We start from the raw sequence: 2233 nt of genomic DNA, 5'->3' as shown, positions 1-2233 counted from the left end.
GATACCCAGCGTCGCGATCTGGAGAACGTGCGTAAGCGCATCAACGTGGAAGTGGGAGGGTTCTGCCGTCAGGCGATTGCCGGGCGATACCCGCTGGTGCGTAGCGCCAGCACCGAAGTGACGCCGGACGACCTGGCTCGCATGTTCGCGCCAGGCACCGGTCTGATGGACACCTTTTTCCGCGACAACCTGACCAACAAGGTGGACACCACCCAGGCGAACTGGCGCTTTATGCCGGGCATCGACGGTAAAACGCTGCCAGGCAGCGAAGGCCTGTTGCGTCCGTTCCAGCAGGCGCAATCTGTCCGCGATGCCTTCTTTGCCAACGGCGCGACCACGCCATCCTTTAAGGTGACGGTGCGCACCGTGCGGATGGACAACACCATTCTGAACCTGACGCTGGACGTGGACGGTCAGCTGCTGCGCTACAGCCACGGTCCGCAGGCGGTGCAGATCATGACCTGGCCGGGGCCGGGCGGGACGAACCAGGTGCGTATGCAGCTCGGTCTGGCCAATGGCAGCACCGCAACGCTGGTGACCAACGGTTCCTGGGCGCTCAACCGCTTTTTCGACAAGGCGCGCACCAGCCCTGGCGCGGGTAGCCTGAGCCGTCAGGCCACGTTCAACGTCGACGGACATCAGGTCACGCTGGAGTTTGCCCCGAACAGCATCCGCAATCCGTTCCAGCTTCCCCGTTTCTCATGCCCATAACCGCAAGGACAGCCGTATGACGAATACCCCTGCGATGAACCGATATAGCTGGTATGGCAAATTACCCAGCGCCGGAGATTTTTTGCAGCGTCGCTTTCCGGATACCCTGCAACGCCAGTGGTCGCACTGGTTCCAGGTCGGCCTGCTGGCCTGGCAACAGGAAGAGCAGCGCAGCGGCGAGCGCCCGTTTTCAAAAGCCCCGGTGTGGAACTTTGTCGTCCCGCCGATGCTCGGTAGCCAGATGATTCAGATGGGCTGCCTGCTGCCGGGCCGTGACAGCGTAGGCCGCCACTATCCGGTATGCCTGCAACTGAGCTTCACCCCCGCCGAGTGGTCATCCCGCCTGCTCGGGCAGGCTGAGAGCTGGTACCAGCAGCTTGGTCGTCTGGGGCTGCACGCGGTGCGTAACAGCTATTCTGCCTCCCAGCTGGATGAAATGCTGATGACCATCCCGGCGCCCCAGCCGGTTGAGCCGCAAAAGCGCTCCGACATTCTCGACGTGATTGGCTATGACGACGAGGGTCAGAGCACGCTGGGCTGGCCGCAGGCGGCGGAGTGTTTTGATCCGCTGCGCCAGACCAGCTACTGGTGGACAAACCGCTGCGACGGCTATCCGCTGTACACCCACGTCCACAGCGGAAACTTTACCGGGCAGCTCTTTACGCTGCTGTTCGATCCGGCAGGCGGCGCCCGTCCGGGCCGCCACGGTCTTTACCCGCCTATGTTTGAATAAGCAGGGATCTTATGAATATCGATGAATTTCTCGCGCCGATAAGCCCCGATAACCCCTGCGGTGAAAACCTGGAGTACGACGCTGATTTCCAGGCCATGGGTCAGGCCAGTCAGGGTAAAGCCGAGCAGCAGTTTGGCGACACCATCATTCCGGCAGAGCCTGCCGACTGGAACACGGTGGAAAAACTCGCCACCAGCCTACTGGGACGCACCAAAGATCTTCGCGTCATGCTGGCGTTAACCCATGCCTGGACACGTCGTCGCGGGCTGGCAGGTTACGCCGACGGGCTACTGCTGGTGCAGGAAGCCCTGTCCCGTTACTGGGAGCAACTTTACCCGCTGCTGGAAGAGTATGGCGAAACCGATCCGTTCTACCGCATCAACGCCCTCGCCGGGCTGAGTGATAAATCTGACCTGACGGTCGCGGTACGTAACGCCTCACTGCTCCGCTCAAACGGCGATGAGATTTCGCTCCGTGACGCCCAGGCGCTGCTTGACGGCAGTAAAACCGAGTGTCCGGATTATCCGGGCGGGCGTCCACGACTGATCGATGAGCTGGCCCGGGGCGATCAGCCCGGCACCGAAGCGGTAATCGTGATCAACGAACGCCTGCTGGCCATCCGCGAACTGCTTACCGGCTATCTCGGGGAAAGTGGCGTACCGGAGATGGAACAGCTGCTGAAAACCGTCGGGCTGGTCGCCAGCGCGTGTCAGGTGACCGACATCAGTAAGCTGCTGCCGAACCGTGACGCGCAGGCTGAACAGCACGCTGAGCCGCAGCCTGCGGCAG

3 protein-coding genes are annotated in these 2233 nt (G+C 62.0%); all 3 read left to right on the top strand.

Annotation, left to right across the window (positions count from 1 at the left end; genetic code table 11):
• Positions 1-711, top strand: a 711-nt coding sequence (locus DD606_RS24695; RefSeq protein ID WP_306768325.1) for a type VI secretion IcmF C-terminal domain-containing protein, incomplete at its 5' end; no start/stop codon positions are given.
• A gap of 16 nt (positions 712-727) precedes the next feature.
• Positions 728-1444 carry a type VI secretion system-associated protein TagF gene (gene tagF, locus DD606_RS24690; protein ID WP_006810959.1) on the top strand — a complete coding sequence of 239 codons (717 nt, stop codon included), beginning with the start codon at positions 728-730 and terminating at the stop codon, positions 1442-1444.
• 11 nt (positions 1445-1455) lie between these two features.
• The coding region (gene tssA / locus DD606_RS24685) for a type VI secretion system protein TssA (RefSeq protein WP_176691482.1) at positions 1456-2233 on the top strand (778 nt) is incomplete at its 3' end.

It is taken from the genome of Enterobacter cloacae complex sp. GF14B (assembly GCF_004136805.1).
GTDB lineage: Bacteria > Pseudomonadota > Gammaproteobacteria > Enterobacterales > Enterobacteriaceae > Enterobacter > Enterobacter hormaechei_C.
The sequence above is the reverse complement of the archived record's forward strand: the minus strand, read 5'-3'. Positions and strand labels throughout refer to the sequence as shown.

What these genes read in the sequence shown, in the direction of transcription:
- tagF (WP_006810959.1), top strand. Translation starts at nt 728, where the DNA reads ATGACGAATACCCCTGCGATGAACCGATATAGCTGGTATGGCAAATTA.